The organism is Aquirufa sp. HETE-40SA (assembly GCF_054558635.1).
In genome coordinates this window covers 94076-114540 of record NZ_JBPXKN010000001.1, presented here as the reverse complement: position 1 = coordinate 114540, position 20465 = coordinate 94076, and the positions used below count along the sequence as shown (strand labels likewise).

17 protein-coding genes are annotated in these 20465 nt (G+C 41.6%); 6 read left to right on the top strand and 11 right to left on the bottom strand.

Going from position 1 to position 20465, the window contains the following annotated elements; all coding sequences use genetic code 11:
- Positions 1–49 precede the first annotated feature (49 nt).
- Positions 50–1003 (top strand): helix-turn-helix domain-containing protein, encoded by a 954-nt coding sequence (locus ACRZ9O_RS00525; RefSeq protein WP_459455325.1) that lies wholly within the window; start codon positions 50–52, stop codon positions 1001–1003.
- Positions 1004–1165: 162 nt separating this feature from the next.
- On the opposite strand, the gene lysA is transcribed toward ACRZ9O_RS00525, so the two are convergent.
- The gene (gene lysA / locus ACRZ9O_RS00520) at positions 1166–2398 is read right to left on the bottom strand and encodes a diaminopimelate decarboxylase (RefSeq protein ID WP_459455323.1); all 1233 of its coding nucleotides are present in this window, start codon (positions 2396–2398) and stop codon (positions 1166–1168) included.
- A 40-nt stretch (positions 2399–2438) separates the two neighbouring features.
- Here lysA and ACRZ9O_RS00515 point away from each other — a divergent pair, with 40 nt between their 5' ends.
- Genes ACRZ9O_RS00515 through ACRZ9O_RS00505 form a run of 3 tightly spaced genes read left to right on the top strand, consistent with a single transcriptional unit; the run spans position 2439 to position 4980 of the window.
- On the top strand, positions 2439–3743 hold the full coding sequence (locus tag ACRZ9O_RS00515) for an alkaline phosphatase D family protein (protein ID WP_459455321.1): 1305 nt from the start codon (positions 2439–2441) through the stop codon (positions 3741–3743).
- 3 nt (positions 3744–3746) lie between these two features.
- Positions 3747–4184 carry an OsmC family protein gene (locus ACRZ9O_RS00510; RefSeq protein ID WP_223130884.1) on the top strand — a complete coding sequence of 146 codons (438 nt, stop codon included), beginning with the start codon at positions 3747–3749 and terminating at the stop codon, positions 4182–4184.
- Position 4185: 1 nt separating this feature from the next.
- Positions 4186–4980 carry a thymidylate synthase gene (locus ACRZ9O_RS00505; protein WP_459455318.1) on the top strand — a complete coding sequence of 265 codons (795 nt, stop codon included), beginning with the start codon at positions 4186–4188 and terminating at the stop codon, positions 4978–4980.
- Positions 4981–5240: 260 nt separating this feature from the next.
- Here ACRZ9O_RS00505 and ACRZ9O_RS00500 read toward each other — a convergent pair whose 3' ends face one another.
- From ACRZ9O_RS00500 to nadE, 6 genes are read right to left on the bottom strand one after another with little or no spacing between them, the layout of a single operon-like run.
- Entirely contained in the window at positions 5241–6599 is a 1359-nt protein-coding gene (locus tag ACRZ9O_RS00500) for a peptidylprolyl isomerase (protein ID WP_459455316.1), read from the bottom strand.
- 7 nt (positions 6600–6606) lie between these two features.
- Positions 6607–8856 carry a peptidylprolyl isomerase gene (locus ACRZ9O_RS00495; RefSeq protein ID WP_459455314.1) on the bottom strand — a complete coding sequence of 750 codons (2250 nt, stop codon included), beginning with the start codon at positions 8854–8856 and terminating at the stop codon, positions 6607–6609.
- A 48-nt stretch (positions 8857–8904) separates the two neighbouring features.
- On the bottom strand, positions 8905–9567 hold the full coding sequence (locus tag ACRZ9O_RS00490; RefSeq protein ID WP_459455312.1) for a hypothetical protein: 663 nt from the start codon (positions 9565–9567) through the stop codon (positions 8905–8907).
- On the bottom strand, positions 9558–10601 hold the full coding sequence (locus ACRZ9O_RS00485) for an agmatine deiminase family protein (protein WP_459455310.1): 1044 nt from the start codon (positions 10599–10601) through the stop codon (positions 9558–9560). Before ACRZ9O_RS00485 ends, ACRZ9O_RS00490 begins: the two co-directional genes overlap by 10 nt.
- A gap of 4 nt (positions 10602–10605) precedes the next feature.
- Positions 10606–11373, bottom strand: a complete 768-nt coding sequence (locus tag ACRZ9O_RS00480) for a type III pantothenate kinase (protein WP_459455308.1) — start codon at positions 11371–11373, stop codon at positions 10606–10608.
- 19 nt (positions 11374–11392) lie between these two features.
- Positions 11393–13276, bottom strand: a complete 1884-nt coding sequence (gene nadE, locus ACRZ9O_RS00475) for an NAD(+) synthase (protein ID WP_459455306.1) — start codon at positions 13274–13276, stop codon at positions 11393–11395.
- Positions 13277–13557: 281 nt separating this feature from the next.
- Here nadE and ACRZ9O_RS00470 point away from each other — a divergent pair, with 281 nt between their 5' ends.
- Entirely contained in the window at positions 13558–14205 is a 648-nt protein-coding gene (locus ACRZ9O_RS00470; protein WP_459455304.1) for a 7-carboxy-7-deazaguanine synthase QueE, read from the top strand.
- Here ACRZ9O_RS00470 and ACRZ9O_RS00465 read toward each other — a convergent pair.
- Together ACRZ9O_RS00465 and ACRZ9O_RS00460 are read right to left on the bottom strand one after the other, a co-directional pair.
- Positions 14129–14566 carry a septal ring lytic transglycosylase RlpA family protein gene (locus tag ACRZ9O_RS00465; protein ID WP_459455302.1) on the bottom strand — a complete coding sequence of 146 codons (438 nt, stop codon included), beginning with the start codon at positions 14564–14566 and terminating at the stop codon, positions 14129–14131. The genes ACRZ9O_RS00470 and ACRZ9O_RS00465 overlap by 77 nt on opposite strands.
- 83 nt (positions 14567–14649) lie before the next feature.
- Positions 14650–15912 (bottom strand): citrate synthase, encoded by a 1263-nt coding sequence (locus ACRZ9O_RS00460; protein ID WP_459455300.1) that lies wholly within the window; start codon positions 15910–15912, stop codon positions 14650–14652.
- Positions 15913–16047: 135 nt separating this feature from the next.
- Here ACRZ9O_RS00460 and pepT point away from each other — a divergent pair, with 135 nt between their 5' ends.
- Positions 16048–17322, top strand: coding sequence for a peptidase T (gene pepT / locus ACRZ9O_RS00455; protein ID WP_459455298.1), 1275 nt, complete (start codon positions 16048–16050; stop codon positions 17320–17322).
- A gap of 388 nt (positions 17323–17710) precedes the next feature.
- On the opposite strand, the gene guaA is transcribed toward pepT, so the two are convergent.
- The gene (gene guaA, locus ACRZ9O_RS00450) at positions 17711–19234 is read right to left on the bottom strand and encodes a glutamine-hydrolyzing GMP synthase (protein ID WP_459455296.1); all 1524 of its coding nucleotides are present in this window, start codon (positions 19232–19234) and stop codon (positions 17711–17713) included.
- Between the two features lie 52 nt (positions 19235–19286).
- On the bottom strand, positions 19287–20447 hold the full coding sequence (locus tag ACRZ9O_RS00445) for an exo-beta-N-acetylmuramidase NamZ family protein (RefSeq protein WP_459455294.1): 1161 nt from the start codon (positions 20445–20447) through the stop codon (positions 19287–19289).
- Positions 20448–20465: the final 18 nt, after the last annotated feature.

The window sequence follows — 20465 nt, the reverse complement described above, 5'->3', positions numbered from 1 at the left end:
TCCGCTTTCCTTCCTATTAGGTCCTTTTTTGTTTTTTTATGTCAAAACAATGGTGACTAATAATCATAAATTAGAAAAAGTAGACTATCTGCATCTGATCCCAGCAGCATTTATTGTGATTAATTGTCTGCCATTTACGACACTTCCATTTGAGGAAAAATCAAGAATTGCACATGAAATAGTTAATGTAACGCTGAAATATTCCCTTGATTTTCAATTTGTTTCATTTGAATTTATTCTCATTTCCAGGTCCCTGCATTTAATCGCTTATTGCCTTCTATCCTTGATCTATTTTACCGTTTATTCGAAAAAAACGAAGGTGAATTTTGGTCAATTATCCACGAATCATGCCATCCTAAAAAGGTGGATATACTTACTGTGTGCCATTCAGTTTATCATTTCGAGCAATAGTGTTTTACATATTTTGCATGTTGTGGGTATCTATTTTGATTTTGAAAGCGAGGCCTACACGAAAATTTTCACCTCGAAGAACCATTACTTAACAGTGGCAGGTGGTGGATTTTTTCTACAGAATTTATGCCTGTTTTTGTTTCCCAAAATTCTCTATGGAAACGTCTCCTTCATCCCAGACACATTAAATGGCAGTTTATTCAGTGACATCAGGTCAAATCTCCCTAAGAAAAGAAAACCCGTAGAAATTAATTTTGAGATTGATGAGGAATTAGCCAGCTACCTAATCAGTCGTCCTTTCACAAAAAAGGAATTCTCCATCGCTCAGACAGCTTTTGATTTAAAAATCCCGGAAAGGACGCTTTCTCTCTATTTTAATACGCACTTAGGTATGTCATTTAGCGATTGGAAAAAGAAATTGCGTATAGACTACGCTATTGAAATGATTAAATCAGGTGATTCCAAAAAAATCACCATTGAAGCCATTTCATCCAATGCAGGATTTGCCTCGAGATCGAAATTCATCGATGCCTTCAAGGAACAAACGGGCATAACCCCATCAGCCTACATTAAATCTTTGGAAAAAAAGTAAATATCGATCTTGTTACACCATTCCTACTGACTCATTCCCTCCGGACTGACCACTGTCCACTGACACCATATCCATCAAAAAAGGGGCAATAGCCCCTTTTTTGATACCAACTTTATGCTTTACATCTATACTCTCTACTCTCTTATCTCTACTCTCTTATCTCTACTCTTGATTGCGTAGTATATCCTCCAGCCTCTCTCTTCTCCGAATCACTCGCGCAACTCCCTCATCCACTAACACTTCTGCTGGCAAGAAACGGGAATTATAATGCGAAGCCATCGTAAAGCCATAGGCTCCAGCATTAGCTAAGGCAATGATATCGCCTTCTTTCACTTCATTTAAAAGGCGTTCATTTTCTTTCCCTTTCAAGTCAAATGAGAAGGTATCAGTTTCACAGATATAACCCGTCACCCGATATTGTTCTTGCTTCGAAGAATCTTGATTCGAGGCATTGAAAATGTAGTGGTAAGAACCATACATCATGGGGCGAATTAAATGATTCAAGCCAGAATTTATCCCCACAAATGTTTTTACGGGATCGCGTTTTACTACATTGGTTTCTGTTAAGAAAGTACCTGATTCACTCACTAAAAACTTACCAGGTTCAACCCAAAGACGTAGTTCGCGGCCGTATTTTAGGCAGAAAGCACGAAAAGCGTTGCTCATGATTTGGCCTACTTCTTTCATGTTTACTCCTGGATCTTCTGGAGAATAGGGAACCTTGAATCCGCCACCAAGATCGATGATTTGCAAATCCTTGAAGTCATAGGCAAAGTCAAAAAGGGCTGATGCAGCCTGCTCGAAGGTCTTTCCGTCCTTGATATCAGAACCAGTGTGCTGGTGTAAACCAATCACATTGATTTTATATTTTTCAAATAGGGCTAAAATCTCTTCTTTTTGGTGGATCGAAATACCAAACTTCGATTCCGGGTGAGCCGTCATAATTTTTTCATTTCCACCTCCAAAAACGTGAGGTTTAATGCGAATCATACAAGGCTGGGAGGAACCGTAGGTTTGGCCAAATTTTTCCAAGACTGATAAATTATCGAGGTTGACGATTGACCCTTTGGAAACCGCATATTCAATCTCAGAAAAATGGACTCCTGATGGCGTAAATGTTATGTTGGATCCTTCGTATCCGGCGATCAAACCTAACTCTAATTCCTGTGGTGATACCACATCCATATCGACCCCATTCTCGCGCATTAATCGTAAAATGGACAAATTCGTGTTCGCCTTCGCGGCATATTTTATAGTCAAATCAATTCCTTCAAAAGCACCTCTCAAAACCGAGATTTTTTCCCTAATTTTGTCGGCATCGTATACATAGAGTGGTGTACCAAATTCTTTGGCCAAATCTGTTAAAGGAATGTTCTGAATTGAATAATATGCCATAGCGAAATTTGTAAGCCACAAAGATACTAATCTAACGAATATGAAAAGAATATTAATCGCCTTATTCCTCCTTGCACCGCTATTTGTGAGTGCACAAATCAAGAGTGGTCCGATGTTAGGCTATTCTGAAATGAAGGAAGTATTGATTTGGCTTCAAACCGAAAAACCAGCTAATGTGAGTATAAATTACTGGGAAAAAGGGGATAAAACGATTCATAAGACGGATCCTGTATCTACAGAAAAATCAAACGCCTACATCGCACGCATCATCGCTGATGAGGTAACAATGGGCAAGAAATACGAATACGAGGTACTGGTGAATGGCAAAAAAATAGCCATTGATTATCCGCTAGAATTCCAAACGCAGGAACTTTGGCAATACCGCAAAGATCCTCCTGCTTTTTCTTTCCTTTTCGGAACGTGTAACTATGTAAATGAAGAAGCAACGGATCGCCCTGGACGTCCTTATGGTGGCGCAGATGAGGTTTATGCATCGATGTACGCAAAGAAAGCTGATTTTATGTTGTGGGGCGGAGATAATTTCTATTACCGCGAACCCGATTATACCAGAACGGGGATGATCCATCGAAATGATCATGCACGTGCGGTTAAATCCATTCAACCCCTACTCGGAAGTGTGCACCAATACGCCATTTGGGATGATCATGATTATGGCCCAAATGATGCAGACCGCTCTTTTACGATGAAATACACGTCCTTAGAGATGTTCAAAATGTATTGGGGAAATCCGAATTTTGCCTTTCCAAACGAAGGTATTACCGGAAAATTCCAATGGGCCGATGTGGAGTTCTTCTTGATGGATGACCGGTGGAATAAGGCACCAAACGAGTTAAATGATCCGAATAAGGACTATTGGGGTACTAAACAAATGACTTGGTTATTAGATCAATTGTCCACATCTAGAGCTAGTTTCAAAATAATCGTCAACGGAGGTCAGGTCGTTAGCCCTGCCAAAGTATTCGAAAACATGGCGAATTATGAGGCGGAGAGAACCTATTTATTGAAAGAATTAAAGAACAGAAAAATCCCGGGTGTCCTCTTTTTCACAGGCGATCGTCATATCTCTGATTTGAACAAATTAGAGCGCGAAGGCACCTACCCACTTTATGACTTGACGGTTTCTCCGATGACGGCTGGTAAGGCCGATGCGGTAAAGCTAGATTATAACGAGACCTTAGTTCCTGGAACATTGGTACAGGAAAGAGCCTTCTCTAAAATTGAGGTGACCGGCCCATTGAAGGATCGCACGTTAACCATTACCCTTTTCAACGTGAAAGGAGAGGTTTTATGGACCAAAGAACTTAAATCCAATTTATTAAAATAAGCCATGGAAGTAGTATTAAATCGCTTAGATCAAGATTTTCATTTTGAGGCCAAAGGCTCCTCTCCCATCCCCGTGCACATCGATGCGGCGGAAGGTATTGGTGGTCACAATGCGGGCGCACGTCCGATGGAGCTACTTTTAATGGGCTTGGGTGGTTGCACGGCCATTGATGTTATCCTTATTTTAAAGAAGCAACGTCAAATCGTAGAGGACTTCCAAATCCGTGTTTCAGGCGATCGCGAAAAGATCGAAGGAACGGAGAAAACACCCTTCCGTCAAATCAACATCCAATTTGAATTAAAAGGCCAAATAGACGGCTCAAAAGCCCTAAAAGCGATTCAAATGTCGATGGACAAATACTGTTCCGCCACCGCTCAATTAGAGCCTAGCTCAACCATCACTCATACCCTAGTTTTAAACGGAGAAAAATTCGACGCCTAATATGCAAGCTTACTTAGATTTATTAACCCACATTAAGGAAAACGGCACCTTCAAATCCGATCGTACAGGTACGGGAACGACGAGTGTTTTTGGTTACCAGATGCGCTTTAACCTAGAAGAAGGCTTTCCTTTAGTGACTACCAAGAAAACACACTTAAAGTCGATCATTCACGAACTATTATGGTTCTTGAAAGGCGAAACAAATATTGGCTATTTAACCGAACACAGTGTGCGCATTTGGGATGAATGGGCAGACGAAAATGGCGACCTGGGTCCTGTTTACGGAAAGCAATGGAGAAGCTGGGAAGGCGCAAATGGCGTAGTGATCGACCAAATTAAAGAGGCTGTTGAAACATTAAAAAAGAATCCTGACTCTCGTCGCATCATTGTAAGTGCTTGGAACGTGGCAGACCTGCCTAAAATGGCTTTAATGCCTTGCCATGCATTCTTTCAGTTCTATGTGGCAAACGGAAAACTTTCATGCCAATTATACCAACGCTCCGCAGATGTTTTCTTAGGAGTACCTTTCAACATCGCTTCTTATGCCCTGTTGACGATGATGATCGCACAAGTATGTGATCTAGGATTAGGCGATTTTGTATGGACAGGTGGCGATACCCACCTTTACAGCAATCATATGGAACAAGTGGAACTACAATTAACTAGAACTCCACGCGCATTACCTACGATGAAGATCAATCCAGAGGTGAAGGATATTTTGGATTTCAACTACGAAGACTTTACGCTGGAAGGATATGATCCCTATCCGGGGATTAAGGCGCCTGTCGCTGTATAATTAGATTATAGAGTAGAGATTATAGAGCATAGTATATAGATGTAAAGCATAGAGCATAAAGCACAAAGAATAAAGTTCGAATCCCCTTTGGGGATGAATTCAGAAATGAATTTTTCACCATACATATTAAAAAAGGGAGCTTCGCTCCCTTTTTTAATGCCACCTTTATTCTTTATGCTTTGTGCTTTAAATCTATACTCTCTTATCTACTCTCTATAATCTAAATTCTATAATCTCTACGCTATTATCTCCTCTCTCGATTACTCCTGCTCCTGCACACTCTCTAATATCCGACAATCTTTATATTCTTCATCAATAAAGATAAATACATCGTCTTTTGCCTTCATGAACCACTTTTCAATAGCGTTGTTCTTTTTACGAGAAAGGGTGATTTGTGCTAACTTTTGATAATCATCTTTAAGATTAGCAAAATGAGGCGGATGCTTTGCTTTTAAAAAGAGAATTCTAACTGCTGAGCGCCCATCATCTGTTCGATAGGGAATTGGAGGCGAAATGGTACCTACCTTCATGGAATCAATAGCAAAGAATAAGGCCGGATCCATGGTTCCATCATAGGCTAATCGATTCCCACCGGTGGACATGTCCATCATAACGCCACCTGCATCCTGAGTAAGCTTATCTTCAGAAAAATCTTTAGCTGCTAGTTCGAATGTAGTAGAATCACGTTGAACTAAAACACGAATGCTATCCAGGAATTTTGTAGGATCAGTTAAGTCTAATTTTTGATAGTCAGGTCTTAATAAAATATGACGTGCGTGGTATTCTTGACCTCTAATTTCCAATAATTGTATTAAGTGAAATCCGAATTCTGATTCAACTACCTCTGACATTTGATTCGGTTTCAATCGTAAGGCTGCAGCCTCAAAAGGAGCCACCATTGCACCACGTTTCGCAAATCCTAAATCTCCACCCACTTTTCCAGAACCTAAATCCTCTGAATGAACTTTGGCCAAATCCTCAAAACTTTCCCCTTTCTCTACTCGGCGACGGAATTCTAACAACTTCGAATACAATTCTTCTTTCTGGTTCTTATTAGGCTTAGCAAGACGAATTATGTGACTTATCTCTACCTCTGCAGGCAAGTAAGGTAAAGAATCGCGAGGAATCTCATTAAAAAAAGCCGCCACTTCTTTAGGAGTGATCTTAACTTCATCCGTAATTTTATCTTGCATTTTACGACCAGTCAATTGCTCTTTTAAACTAGAACGCAATTCCTCCTTTAAGGTAGCAATCGATTTTCCATAAGCCTCTACGATATTTTTAGCAGACCCATATTGGCCTTCCATTTGATCCATACGGCTAGTTAATTCTGCTTCAATTCGTTTATCGTCCACGATAACTGAATCAATTTCTGCCTTAGCGAGCATTAATTTGTTAACGACAATACCTTCTAGAATTTGACAGCGATTAGGTGTATTTGGCTGACCACTTGTTATATACTGCTGGTATTGATTTTCTACTTCAGACTTCAAAATGAAGTAATTATCTACCTTCACAATAATGCGATCCAGTACACTTTTATTTGCTTCATCTTGCGCAAATGCAGACAAACTCCCTAAAACCAAACACCAACTTAAAACCCAACGAGTCAATTTCATATTTCTATTATTTCAGTAATTTTTCTAATTCAATCTGGTTTATCTCAACTGGATATTGTTGCTTTAATTTAGCCACCCAATCTTTCTCTAGACGTGCTTGCAAAGCCCGAATCACTAATCCTCTAGCTTCCTCAAACGAACGTGAACGCTCGGCTTCCACCTTCTTTACTTCCACAAAAGCAAACTTACCTGCACCCTCATAATTCTTAGGACCTACTTTCCACTCAATTGCATCTATTACAGGCGAAGAACCCTTTTTAAAATAGCCTTCCCTAGCTTCCAAACTCTCCGGTTTCAATGCATTAAAACGCTTTACTACATCGTCCATACTCGAAGAAAAGAATCGGAAGGAAACGCGTGCATTTTTTGTCTTCACTGTTTTCGAGGCTGATTTTAAATTCGCTTCGTCTTTTTGAATAATGCGGTGGGATGAAATTCCTTTCGAGGCTAAATACGCAACCACCTTATTAATTCTGGCTTCCGAAAGACTGTCTGCTTCAGATGCATCTCGGTGTCCTGAAACTTCCACTATATAGTCCACATTCTTCGCCATTGTGACAAATAACTCAGCTAATAACTTAGAGGAGGCTTCCTCTACCTTGGATTCGTTTAAAGTAAATAAGATGTCCCCTAATTTTTTATTCATAGGATAAGGCGTCGATTTTAATAAATCCAAAGCCTCCTTCAATGTTTTCTGTGAATTAGCCACAACCAATTTTGCCTCCAAACGGGCTGGCATGGCAAATTGTGCTAGATTTGCTTGATAAAACTTAGCCTGTGAAAGAGAATCCAACGATTTTTCAAATATTTCTCGATCAGTCATTTTACTAAATAAGCTTCCCTCTAAGAAGTCAGCCATTTGCTCTTTAAATGCCGGATACTTAATTTCTAAATTCGCTTCCTCCGCATTCAATGTTTCTTTTTCAATCAACTCATCTAAATACGATTGCTCTGAAACCACAGGCAAATAACCGAGCGATTTTATGCGTCTCTTTTGCTGAGCCTGAACGTGTGAATAAAAATCACCTACCGTATATTTTTTATCTAAGACAGAAAAAATAGGCTCTTGTAAGAATGGCTCAGACCCCGTTCTTTCCACATTCATTCGCTCGAATGCAGCCTTCTTAGTTGCCTCTTGTACAATTACTTTATTCTCCACGCGAACACGCTTCATAAACGCTTGTTTGATCAAACCTTGGCGATCCGCATCTGTCAATACTTTTTGCTTGATAAACTCTGACATATCTTCATATGTCAAAAGGGGTTTTTTATCCAATAGCTTAAATAATTGCCAGCCTAAATTTGTTCGAATTGGCTTGGAAAGATCTCCTAAACGCTCTAATCCAAACAAGGCATCTTGCAATTCCTCACTCAAATCAGAAGAAAAATACCAACGTCTAATCTCTCCACCACGCCCTCTTGAATAAGGATCTTCTGAATAATTCTTACATACTAATTCAAAACTTTCCCCCGCCTTAAGATAGGCTTCCACTTGCTCTATTTTCTTTTTAGCCTCTACTTGCAAAGCAGTGGGCGCATCTACGGCCGCTGACAAAATGATATGGGCTAAACGAATCTTACCTGAATTAGGTCGTTGATTTAACACTTTAACGATATGGTAACCGCTAGATGTTCTAAAGGGCTTCGAGTATTCTCCTATTCCAATAGAATAAATGGCATTTTCAAAATCATAATCTGTCTGTAAGGAGGTGATATACCCTAAAACACCCCCTTTAGCAGCGGACATTTCATCCTCAGAAAAGCGGGTTGCGAGAGCTGCGAAATCTTCTCCTGCTTTTAATTTTTGGAAAATATTCTCCATTTTTTGAAAAGCTACTAGCGTATCGGCTGGGGTCGCATTCTCTCCTAATTTCACCAAGATTTGGCTCACCTTTTTCTCCTCCTTCATCCGCTGGTAGGCCTGCTTTACTAACAAATCCAAAGTAGGCATATCGACCAAATAAGGTGTAGCTAATTCCTTTCTAAAACTTGCATATTCCTCTTTAAAGTCAGGCTGATCTGCTAGCTTTTCCTGTTCGGCCGCTACGATCTTCAGCTGGTAATCGATGTAATCAGATAAAAAATCGGCTTGATTGTCCTTCGTGATGCTATCAGACTCCACAAGAGGTTTGTACACTTGCAGAAAACTTTCAGCCGATATCTTTTTAGGACCAATCTGAATAGGCGATGCACTCTGCGCAAAAATCGCAAAAGGCAAACACAAGACTAATCCAATAATAAATTTTAAATCCTTCATTCTTAAAAATAAGCTAACAAAATTACGAATAATCCCGGACATTAACGGTTAATCTACGTTAATTTGAATCTGATACCGGTATTCGTAAGCATCAATAAATTTTCGACCACCTAACCATTTTCCATTACGAAAAGAAGGTGAAACAGTTTCATAGTCCCATTGCGTCTCAGAGACCCCCAGTAGGTCTTTCATATCTAACTCACTGACCCAATCGAGACCTAAGGAACCAGCTTTCATTCCCCATAAAAACCAGGCTACTGGATTTTCGGCGGAAGTTAAGGCCAAAGGCAAAGCCAATACCCCACTCACCGAATTAAAACGATTCACCCATTTTTTCGTGGGCTGGTAGTCTTCGATTTCGAAGAGGGAAAGTTGGAAACTAGCTTTTTGGCCCGATTGTAAACGTAACTCTAGCGCTTTAATTGTATCTAAACGGATGACCTGTCCCCTCTTCACCTTCCCCAGATATGAGGAAAATACCTGAACTGGCTTCAATTTTCTATCCTCGATAATACCTACCGCACCCACTAATAACAACTCATCACCTAAAATCTCCTGCGTCTTAAGTACAGATAAGGATTTTAAAGAAACCCGAACGTTTTTATTGTCTGAAATCGATAAATCCTTAACCAAAGGCTTTTGTGTTAATGGCTTCCGTGCGCAGGAGAACGAAAACAGACTAATCAAGAAAAGAATAGTAATTATACGCACGGCGCTGGTTCTTGCTGGGTCAAACAATGAAAACTACCCTGCCCCCAAATAATCTCCCGAGCAGACAATCCAATGACCGGACGATCCGTAAATAAGGTACTTAGTATGCCTAAAGCAATTTCATCTTGTGGACAATCAAAAATAGGTACTAGAACTCCTGCATTACAGATGTAAAAATTCGCATACGAACCTGGAGCCCTAAACCCATCGATGACCACCGCATCTGGCATGGGAATCTCGACAATCCGCAAAGGCAAACCATCCAGCAGCGTCATTTGCTTTAATTCTGCCAAATTAGCCGCTAAAACCGCATGATTATCATCCTCCACATTCGGTTCAACCATCGCGATCACCGTATTTGCATTCACAAAACGGACTGTATCATCAATATGGCCATCGGTATCATCACCCACAATTCCATCAGACACCCAAAGCACCTGTGAAACGCCATAGTAATTCATTAAATAAGTTTCAATCTGATCTTGGCTCAGGTGTGGATTTCGATTCTTATTCAATAAACAAGAACGACTCGTTAACACCGTCCCAGCCCCATTAAAGTCCACCGATCCACCTTCCATGATGATACCTGGTGAAACGGAAGGTAGAGATAAGCGCATCGCAATGGTTGCTGGCAAAGCATTGTCATCCGAAAAAGGGGGATATTTCCCACCCCAGGCATTGTATTCCCAATCTACAGCTAAGCGATCTGAAGCACCTTCTTTCACTAAAAAGGCTGGTCCGTGATCGCGGCACCACGCATCATTGGTGGGTTGAACATTAAACTCAATCTTGCTAGAATCTATACCATAGACAGGTAGTTGACTTTCAACGAATAATTTCAACTCCGATGAATTCACATTAATTCGCACCTGTTCCCCTTGTGAAATCGCCTTAATTAAGGCAAAATATTCTGGATACATCTGCCCTAGCTTTTCTTCTTGCCACGAATGATCGTTGTGCGGAAAAGTGATCCAAGTAGCTAGGTGTGGATGCCATTCGGCAGGAAAAAAGTATCCTTGTTCTTTCGGAACCATCGTCTTAGGCTTTTAAACGCTCTGCAATGATACGCAGACCTTCTAAGGTTATTAATTTATTTACCTCATCGAAATATGAGGCTAATGGGGTTAAAATGGAGGATAAACCACCTGTGGCTACTACCTTCAAATCCCCTTTTTTATCTTCTTTTACCCGGCTGATCATTTCTTTTACCATCCCCACATAGCCCCATAAAATTCCCGCCTGAATCGCTGAAACCGTATCTGTTCCTAAATTAAATTCGGGCATTTCAAGTGGTACTTCGGGCAATTGAGCAGTTTGGGAGAATAAAGATTTAACTGCCGTCTTTAATCCTGGAGCGATGGAAACTCCTTCCATTTTACCCGTCGAATTGACTAAGGTGAAAGTTAAGGCCGTTCCAAAATCTACGATCAACACATTTGATTTATAATTTTCATGCGCATACACCGCATTAGCGACTAAATCAGAACCAATTTCATCCGGCACAATCACCTGAATAGCTAAGGTCTCATATAATTTAGGTCGCATAAGAGCCGGCGAATAGCCTAACCATAAGGCTAATCCACGTTGGATTTGAGGTGAAATCGAGGGTACTACGGAGGAGATTAAGGCCAAAGAAGGTAAGGTTTCCCCTAAATCTTTCGAAGCCCATTCTTTCTTAATCCAATTCACCACCCCATTCGCGCTCCAAGGCTGGTGCGTAGGCGTTCTCAAAACTGCTTTCCAGGTTTTATCTTCGTAAAAACCAAACACGATATCCGTGTTCCCTACATCCACTACTAATAACATCTACTTATTCGTGTTTTGTTTATACATCTTTTTCTAATCCCGCAGATAAAATCGGGAAACGTAACCAACTCTTTGGATCTAAACTATAATCATCCACATGGAATCCGGGAGCATAGCGCTCTCTTTTCCACTGATTCCTGGCCCAAAGACGGAAGAATCGACGAACGAATTCTTCTAGTTTTTCTTTGGCAAAAATAGTTCCATAGCGTTTATTGACCTCTTCTAAACAGTCATGCGGCGACAGTAATTCATAGAATGCTAATCGCTCAATCGTATTCAAGATCGGATAGGGCATCAAATCCTCCTCATCCACCTGCTTTTCGGAAAGTGGACGCAATTCCGCGCTCGGCTCTAAACTATTCACTAAATGGAGTCCTTTAAAGCCCTTTTCTTCTAACCAGATCAACCAAGTCCGCACAAAACTCTTATCAATCCCCGAAATAGGCGAAATCGAACCCGAGGTATCGCCGTCCATTGTTGCATAACCCACACTCGCCTCCGAACGATTCGAGGTAGCAAGTAATAGGGCATTTTTAATATTAGCGAGCATCCAGGCACTTGGGGCACGGACACGGGCTTGTACGTTTTGAAGGGTAATATCGTCATGTTCCCAGGTTAATGGTCGCCCTATCGCACCTTCTATTAAATCACGGTAACCTTGTACAATCGAATCAATTTCGATCACATAATGTTGCGTACCGATCCACTCCGCTAATTCACGGGCAGAATCGCGCGTGTTTTGGGAGGAATTAACCGTTCCCTGATAAATGGTTGTTAATAATTGAGACATCACCTTATCTGAAGTAGTCAAAGGAATGTAATTCAGCTTTTGCTTCAAACCTTCCCAGCCTAATTCTGCTGTCGCATACTGAATACTCAACGCACAAAGTGAAGCAATGGCAGAAGAATCTGCACCACCAGAAAGGGATAAAACCCATCCTTGCGAGCGAGATTTACGTAAATAATCAAATAAACCTAAGGCTACTGCATGTGAGAACTCTTCCTCTTTTTTCGTTTCTGAACTTTCCCAAGCCGGGACTTCGGAAGTTTTTATGGAATGCGTTTCGGGTATATGAATTTCAAAGGCCACCACATCATCTCCACTCTTTTCTCTTTTATCTATCGTCATTTCATGAGATACGAGCGTAAAGTCTTGATAAGAAAAACGAGGTGTTTGGGCTATAATTGAACCCTCATGCGCAATATAAGCATCCCCATCAAAGATGATGCGACCTGCTTCGTTACCTAATAAGTTAGCAAACAGATAGGCACCATTAATAATTTTAGCACCTTCTAGGGTTAATGACTTTCTAATTTCAGCTTTACCAAACGCAAAATGGGAGGCAGTTGGATTACAAATCACCGAAACGCCACGTCGAGCTAAATCATAGGCCGGTCGTTTCTCCCCTTCCCAAGCATCTTGGCAAATCTCTATACCTAAAGTTATTCCAGCAAAATGTATTCGGTAATCTCCTAAAGGAATTCCATTGTAGGAAGCTCGGCGCCCTCGAGGCCAAGGTGTAAACCAACGCGGTTCGTAATGGACGCCATCATCCGCCAAAAATTGTTTAGGGATCAAGGCTTGTATTTTACCCTGCGCTAAAATGGCAGAGACATTATATAAATCTCCTTCAAAAGGTAAAGCTAAACCAACGACAGCTACCATTTCCGAAACTTCTGAAGCGATCGTTTCTAGCGATTCCCAAGATTTTACTGCTGTAAATGGGGCCAGAAATTGATCCTCACAGCCATAGCCTGAAATACATAATTCAGGCAAACACAAAAGAGTGGAGCCTTCAGCAGAAGCTTGAACAATAGCCGCTAAAATACGCTGGCGATTTCCCTCCCAGTCTAAAGGCAATTGATTCAGAGCGCCCGCAGAAAATACCATGGTTTGCTTCATCTGGGTTTCTTTTTAGTTTGCTCAGCTCTAATATGCTTATATCGAGGTGTCCACATCCAAGAAAGAGCTACATTAGGGCGATAATAACTTACCCCATGGCGATGCTCGACCTTTACACGACACGTTTTATGAGGGCAACGTGCTGACCAACAAGCGGATAACAAGCAAACTATGCTCATTAGCCCTAATGCAAGAAATAGTCGATTTTTTGCGTTTGTTGGATTCATCGATTAGTTAAATTACAATTCTAGACTTAATTTTGTGATTCAATTGAAGTCCAAATGCAATCCGACCCCAAAGATATAAAAACCACCGTAAAAAGAGCCGAATTTACCTATCCAGTAATGGAATCTTTTTATACCCTGCAAGGGGAAGGTAAATACCAGGGACAAGCTGCCTATTTCATTCGATTAGGCGGTTGTGACGTGGGTTGTCATTGGTGCGATGTGAAGGAATCTTGGCCGATAGATGCCCATCCAGTAAAAACGGTAGAAACATTAGTCGCAGAAGCTTTAGGAAATCCTGGCCGTTTAGTAGTCATTACAGGTGGCGAACCTTTGATGCACGATTTAGGTCCTCTAACAGAAGCTTTACAAACAGCAGGATTCAGAACCCATATCGAAACATCCGGCGTAGCAACGGCCATTACAGGGACTTGGGATTGGATCTGTTTCTCCCCTAAAAAATTCAAGGCACCTAATGAGGGTATTTTAGCCCTTACGAACGAACTTAAAGTCGTAGTAAATCACCCTTCTGATATCCCATGGGCACAAGAATGGGCAGAAAAACTACCTGAATCGGCGGAATTATACTTGCAACCCGAGTGGTCGAAGCAAGAACAAATGAATCCCCTTATTGTGGATTTCGTGAAAGCGAATCCGACGTGGCGGATTTCGGTTCAAACTCATAAATTTCTGCAGATTCCATAGCATCCAAGGAATCAATCCTAGACTTCTCGATCACCGGTTTAATGTGTACCGTTGAAAAACCGTAGGGAATTAATCCCAAATCTTTGGCCGCAGCTCTCGATACATCAATAATTCGCTTGCGGCTATGTGGCCCTCGGTCGATGATTCGAACGAAGGTTGTCTTCTTTGTTTTGGGCATATACACCTCCACCCAGGTATTAAACGGTAGTTTCCGATGCGCTGCTGTGAATTTAGCTGGATTATATTTCTCCCCATTACTCGTCCGATGTCCTTTCAATCGATTTGAATAGAAAGACGCCTGCCCTTTTTGGACCTGAGCGCTGACAGAAAAACAAATAAGAAGAAAAAATAGTATTCGCATATGGATACAAAGCTAGGCCGAATCTCCCCGTAAAACAAAAAAGCCCCCAGTTATGGAGGCTTTTAAAATTATCTCATGAGAATCTATCTTTTCGCCATATCGACAAATGCACGTGCAGGAGAACCTACGTAGATTTGACGAGGACGACCAATAGGCTCTTTGTTTGTCATCATTTCTTGGTGCTGAGAAATCCAACCTGGAAGACGTCCGATCGCAAATAAGATCGTAAACATGTTCGTAGGGATATGTAAAGCACGGTAAATGATACCTGAGTAGAAGTCTACGTTCGGATATAATTTACGAGCTACGAAATACTCATCACTTAAAGCCGCAGCTTCTAACTCTTGTGCAATCGTTAAAACTGGATCTTTAACGCCTAAAGCTGTTAACACATCATCTGCTGCCACCTTAATAATACGGGCACGTGGATCAAAGTTCTTGTAAACACGGTGTCCAAAACCCATCAAACGGAAGCCTGAAGTCTTATCTTTGGCCATCGCAATAAACTTAGACGTTTCACCACCCGCTTGCTTGATCTCTTCCAACATCTCAATCACCGCTTGGTTAGCACCACCGTGTAATGGACCAAACAAGGCTTGAATACCCCCTGAAATACTGGAGAATAAACTCGCGTGAGATGAACCAATCAAACGAACCGTAGACGTAGAGCAGTTTTGCTCGTGATCTGCGTGTAAGATTAATAATTTATTCAAAGCCTTCGAAACAATCGGATCTACTTTGTAATCTTCGCCTGGCTTAGCGAACATCATTTTCAAGAAGTTCGAGCAATAGTCTAACGATTGATCCGGAGCTACTAAAGCTTCTCCAATCGATTTCTTATAGTTCCAAGCCGCAAAAATTGGCAAGGCAGCGATTAAACGTAAAATGTTTTCTTGCGTATCTGCTGGATCATATTGACCCTCCATTAAACCTACTAGAGCAGATAATTCGCTCATCGGGTGTGTAGAAGTCGGAATAACTTGTTGAATTTTTAATAATGCCTCGTTCGTCACCGTGTATTTCTTCACTGATGCTTCGAACGCATCTAGCTGAGATTGCGTAGGCAATTCGCCATTTAATAAAAGGTAGGCCACTTCTAAGAAGCTAGCCTTATCTGCTAACTCTTCGATGCTATAACCACAATGTCTTAGAATTCCTTCCTCGCCATCTAAAAAAGTAATCGCACTTTTTGTTGCACCTGTATTCTTATAACCCGGGTCGTAAGTTACGTATCCAGATAAATCGCGAAGTTTCGCAATATCGATTGCTTTTTCGTTTTCAGTTCCTACGAAAGTAGGTAATTCAAACGATTGGCCATCGAGGTTAATCACAGCATTTTGAGACATAGTAGTAAGCTTAGTAAATTCGAGGCACTAAGATAATACGTAATTCTTAAAGGTGTATTACCTTTATAAATCCGCAAGAAATAAATTTAATAAAGACAATTTTTTCTTATAATATTTCAATATAATTTGAATTTTATGCCGCAACTCTCGGAATTGATAAAAAATTATGCCTTTTCTTCAAAGGATCGCTTTCTAAATTATGTCCAAATAGACACTCAATCCGACCCGCACTCGAGCACCAGCCCAACAACGGAAAAACAAAAAAACTTGGGAATAATTTTAGTTCAAGAATTACAATCCCTCGGCATTCAAAACGCGCACCTAGATGAATTCGGCTATGTCTATGCACACATTGCCTCCAACGTTTCTCATGAAGTTCCAGGCTTGTGCTTTTGCGCCCACATGGACACCTCTCCTGATTGTTCTGGCGCAGGTGTAAAACCACTTGTCCACCCTTATTACCACGGACAGGACCTGGTTTTACCAGACGATCCTACGGTGGTAATCCGCCTTAGCGAACACCCAGACTTAGCGGAACAAATCGGAAACGATATTATTACTGCTAGCGGCACAACGCTGTTAGGCGCAGACAATAAAGCCGGAGTCGCTGAGATTATGGACGTCGCGGCCTTTTATGCTACACATCCTGAAGTTCCTCATGGCCCCATAACGATTCTTTTCACCCCAGACGAAGAGGTCGGCCGCGGTACCGATCACGTGGATATGGAAAAGATTAATGCCCAATACGGTTACACCTTAGATGGCGAAAAGCGAGGGCATTTAGAGAATGAGACTTTCTCCGCAGATGGATTTGTCGTGAAAATTCAAGGCATTTCTCAGCATCCTGGTTTTGCCAAAGGCCGAATGGAAAGCGCCCTTAAAATAGCTGCAGAAATCGTCAATACCCTCCCTAAGGACCGCCTAAGCCCCGAAACCACCGAAGGAAAAGAAGGCTTCATCCACCCCACTGACATCTCCGGAAGTGTGGAAGAAGCGACAATCGAATTCATCATTCGCGATTTTGACACCGAAAAACTGCGCGAATACGGATTCATCATTCAACAGATTTCCGAAATGGTCTTGCGCAAATACCCAAATTCCACTGCGACCTATACCCAAACAGAGCAATACCGCAACATGAACGAGATCCTCGTAGATCATCCAGAATGTATCGACCTAGCGATGGAAGCCATGCGATTAGCCGGTCTAAAAGCCGAAACCACCAGCATTCGCGGTGGAACCGACGGCTCCCGCTTAACATTCATGGGTTTACCTTGTCCTAATATCTTTGCTGGCGAACACGCCTTCCACAGCAAACAAGAATGGGTTTCGGTTCAGGATATGGAGAAGGCGACGGAGACGGTGCTTTATTTGGTTGATTTGTTTCAAAATCTAAAGCATAAAGAATAAAGCACAAAGAATAAAGAAGGCATAAAAAAAGGGATCGAAAATTCGATCCCTTTTTTTATACGTACAAGAAAAAATCACTCCTGAAATTATCCCCAGCGGGGATTCCAACTTTATGCTTTATTCTTTGTGCTTTATGCTTTACAACTGAAATAAATTGTTGTGTGATGTGAAGAAAATATTGCGCAGCACATTTTCGAACCATTTTCAGAAAGAAATTTAGATTTCAATTCACAAAATCATTGCGAAGCACGCAATATCTCTGAAATAAATTTATTTATGAAGTGCAGCAAATATTGCGAAGCACATTTTCAAACCATTTTTAGAAATAAATTTAGATTTCAATTCAAAAAATCATTGCGAAGCACGATTTTAGAATTGAAAACTAAATTTATTCCCACTCAATCGTAGCCGGCGGCTTACTCGAAATATCATACACGACCCGATTCACCCCTTTGACCTTATTGATAATCTCGTTCGAAATACGACCTAAGAATTCATAAGGCAGGTGGCACCAATCAGCGGTCATTCCATCTACACTTGAAACGGCACGCAAAGCTACGACTTGCTCATAGGTACGCTCATCCCCCATGACACCCACGGATTGGATAGGTAAAAGGATCGCGCCTGCTTGCCAAACTTGGTCATACAATCCATCTTCTTTCAAACCATTGATGAAAATGGCGTCTACTTTTTGTAAAATATCCACTTTCGCTGGTGTGATATCGCCTAGAATACGAATACCTAAACCTGGACCAGGAAAAGGGTGACGACCTAAAATGTCTTTGGGCACACCTAGGGTTTTACCCACTAAACGTACCTCATCTTTGAATAAGGCATCTAATGGCTCCACCACTTTTAACTTCATGAAATCAGGTAAGCCACCCACGTTGTGGTGAGATTTGATTGTTGCGCTTGGTCCTTTTAGGGAAACAGATTCGATTTTATCTGGGTAAATCGTGCCTTGGCCTAACCAAGAAACGCCCTCGATTAAATGGGCCTCCTCATCGAATACCTCGATAAAGGTCTTACCGATGGCTTTGCGCTTATCTTCTGGATCTGTTAAACCTTTAAGGGCGTCGTAGAAACGTTGTTTGGAGTTGACTCCTTTTACGTTTAAGCCTAAAGTATTGTATGAAGTTAAAACTTGTTCGAATTCATCCTTGCGCAACAAACCGTTATCCACGAAGATGCAATACAGGTTTTTGCCAATCGCGCGGTGTAATAAAACCGCAGCCACTGAGCTATCTACCCCGCCAGAAAGACCTAGAACGACTTTGTCATTCCCTAATTTGGCCTGTAGCTCTGCAACGGTTCTATCAACGAAGGAATCCGATGTCCAAGTCTGTGCGCAGCCACAAATTCCCACGATAAAGTTCTTGATTAAAATGCTTCCTTCCGTCGAGTGAGTCACCTCTGGGTGAAATTGAATACCAAAAATGGGCTTCGAAACATGTGCAAAGGCTGCGACACGAACGGTCTCTGTTGAACCAATTAATTCGTATTCAGACGGCAATTCCATAATGGTATCACCATGAGACATCCAAACTTGACCTGTAGCCGATAAGCCTTTCAATAATGGACTCTCTTTTACGCTGGTCATATGGGCACGACCGTATTCGCGGTGACCCGATGCTTGAACTGAGCCTCCGCCCTGGTGCGCTAATAATTGCGCTCCATAGCAAATGCCTAAAATGGGCAAAGAACCAAACAGACTTAAATCTACGCGAGGAGAATCTTCATCTCTCACCGAGCAAGGACTTCCGGAAAGGATAATTCCTTTCACCGATTCGTCGATTTCTGGAATGTGATTAAAAGGATGTATTTCGCAATAGACTTGCGCTTCTCTGATGCGACGCGCAATTAATTGGGTCACCTGAGAACCGAAATCAAGTATAAGGATCTTTTCCGCCATGTTTGTTTTTGCTTAAAAATAAACGGCAAATGTCGGAATTTTTTGCCTAATTCTAACGATAAAGCAGGTAATTTTGGCGCATTTTTCGGTATTCTACTAAACCTGGCTCCCAGGAATCCCGAATATCTTTCTCCGATTTACCGGCGATTATCGCAAGTCGAAGAGAATTTGTACCCGCTAGTTTATCGAAGAAGGCAGGCGAAGTGAAGAACTTCTCCCCTAGACCTGATTTACTGTAGAAATAAAGCAAATATTTCAGGCTGAAGCCTAAATTACGTGCTGGCAAGGTAGACAGGTTATAGCCATAACAGGTTTGGCCTTTTAAGGGAGGATCCATGGCACCAGGTTTAGGAACCGGTGTAAAGGTATAATCCCCCAGGCCGGCGATATTCGTTCCAGCCACCTGAAACTGCAAATCCGTTCCTCGTCCGATGCTCACATTGGTTCCCTCGAACAAACAAAGCGATGGATACAATGCGATGGATTGATCATTCGGCAAATTAGGAGAAGGTGCAATGGAAACGTGAACCGGAGATGCGTGAGTATAATTAGCGACAGGGATCACATTCAAAGAGGCTTTGGCACTATTGGCTAACCAACCTTCTCCATTAATCATACGCGCTAATTCCCCTAACGTACAACCGTGCACCACTGGAATCGGATTCAAACCCACGAAAGAGGCCTGAGCCTTTTCGAGTACGGGTCCATCCACATAATGGCCGTTTGGATTAGGGCGATCCAAAACCGTCAAAGGCACCTTGTTCTCCGCACAAGCCTCTAGTACATAATGCAAAGTGGACGAATAGGTATAGAAACGTGCACCCACGTCTTGAATATCAAACAAAACTATATCGATCCCCTGCAAATCCTCTGGCGTTGGTTTCTTATGTTTACCATACAAGGAAATGAGGGAAAGTCCGGTTTTACGATCTACCTCATTATCAATGTGCGCTCCCGCATCTGCTGTTCCTCGGAAACCATGCTCTGGTGCAAAAATCTTCTTCACTGAAACGCCTAAGGACAATAAGGTATCTGCTAGATGTGCTTTACCTACGACAGAAGTATGATTGACCACTAGCGCCACGTTTTTTTCTTTCAAGGAAGGAAGGTAGGCGGTGAATTGGGCAGCGCCAGGAATAAGCGCTTTTTGAGAGAATCCTGTAAATGCCAAAAGGCAGAACAATAAGACAATACTATTTGATTTACGCCCCATTCGTGTTTTCTTTGCGGT

What these genes read in the sequence shown, in the direction of transcription:
- ACRZ9O_RS00510 (WP_223130884.1), top strand. Translation starts at nt 3,747, where the DNA reads ATGGAAGTAGTATTAAATCGCTTAGATCAAGATTTTCATTTTGAGGCC.
- ACRZ9O_RS00465 (WP_459455302.1), bottom strand. Translation starts at nt 14,566, where the DNA reads ATGCGAATACTATTTTTTCTTCTTATTTGTTTTTCTGTCAGCGCTCAG.
- lysA (WP_459455323.1), bottom strand. Translation starts at nt 2,398, where the DNA reads ATGGCATATTATTCAATTCAGAACATTCCTTTAACAGATTTGGCCAAA.
- ACRZ9O_RS00505 (WP_459455318.1), top strand. Translation starts at nt 4,186, where the DNA reads ATGCAAGCTTACTTAGATTTATTAACCCACATTAAGGAAAACGGCACC.
- ACRZ9O_RS00500 (WP_459455316.1), bottom strand. Translation starts at nt 6,599, where the DNA reads ATGAAATTGACTCGTTGGGTTTTAAGTTGGTGTTTGGTTTTAGGGAGT.
- ACRZ9O_RS00495 (WP_459455314.1), bottom strand. Translation starts at nt 8,856, where the DNA reads ATGAAGGATTTAAAATTTATTATTGGATTAGTCTTGTGTTTGCCTTTT.
- ACRZ9O_RS00485 (WP_459455310.1), bottom strand. Translation starts at nt 10,601, where the DNA reads ATGGTTCCGAAAGAACAAGGATACTTTTTTCCTGCCGAATGGCATCCA.
- nadE (WP_459455306.1), bottom strand. Translation starts at nt 13,276, where the DNA reads ATGAAGCAAACCATGGTATTTTCTGCGGGCGCTCTGAATCAATTGCCT.
- ACRZ9O_RS00525 (WP_459455325.1), top strand. Translation starts at nt 50, where the DNA reads ATGGTGACTAATAATCATAAATTAGAAAAAGTAGACTATCTGCATCTG.
- ACRZ9O_RS00480 (WP_459455308.1), bottom strand. Translation starts at nt 11,373, where the DNA reads ATGTTATTAGTAGTGGATGTAGGGAACACGGATATCGTGTTTGGTTTT.
- ACRZ9O_RS00445 (WP_459455294.1), bottom strand. Translation starts at nt 20,447, where the DNA reads ATGGGGCGTAAATCAAATAGTATTGTCTTATTGTTCTGCCTTTTGGCA.
- ACRZ9O_RS00460 (WP_459455300.1), bottom strand. Translation starts at nt 15,912, where the DNA reads ATGTCTCAAAATGCTGTGATTAACCTCGATGGCCAATCGTTTGAATTA.
- pepT (WP_459455298.1), top strand. Translation starts at nt 16,048, where the DNA reads ATGCCGCAACTCTCGGAATTGATAAAAAATTATGCCTTTTCTTCAAAG.
- ACRZ9O_RS00515 (WP_459455321.1), top strand. Translation starts at nt 2,439, where the DNA reads ATGAAAAGAATATTAATCGCCTTATTCCTCCTTGCACCGCTATTTGTG.
- ACRZ9O_RS00470 (WP_459455304.1), top strand. Translation starts at nt 13,558, where the DNA reads ATGCAATCCGACCCCAAAGATATAAAAACCACCGTAAAAAGAGCCGAA.
- guaA (WP_459455296.1), bottom strand. Translation starts at nt 19,234, where the DNA reads ATGGCGGAAAAGATCCTTATACTTGATTTCGGTTCTCAGGTGACCCAA.